The organism is Lactobacillus nasalidis (assembly GCF_016587775.1).
Lineage (GTDB): Bacteria > Bacillota > Bacilli > Lactobacillales > Lactobacillaceae > Lactobacillus > Lactobacillus nasalidis.
In genome coordinates this window covers 1-360 of the sequence record NZ_BOCG01000257.1, presented here as the reverse complement: position 1 = coordinate 360, position 360 = coordinate 1, and the positions used below count along the sequence as shown (strand labels likewise).

Genomic DNA, 360 nt, shown 5'->3' with positions numbered 1-360 from the left:
CACACGGTTTCAGGTTCTCTTTCACTCCCCTCCCGGGGTTCTTTTCACCTTTCCCTCACGGTACTGGTTCACTATCGGTCACTGGTTAGTATTTAGCCTTGCGAGATGGTCCTCGCGGATTCAGACGGGATTTCACGTGTCCCGCCCTACTCAGGATACTGATAGGCCTTCTTTGGATTTCGCTTACGGGGCTCTCACCCTCTCTGGCGCATTTTCCCAAATGCTTCTGCTATCCTCTGAAGTGCCATGACTCAGTCCTACAACCCCGGCAGATAAATCTGCCGGTTTGGGCTCTTTCCTGTTCGCTCGCCGCTACTTGGGAAATCGAATTTCTTTCTCTTCCTGCAGCTACTTAGATGT

Annotated in this window: 1 rRNA gene; it reads right to left on the bottom strand. The window is 51.7% G+C overall.

The window, feature by feature from the left end:
* Window positions 1-360: ribosomal RNA gene (locus lacNas_RS04510) — 23S ribosomal RNA — on the bottom strand; the annotation flags it as partial.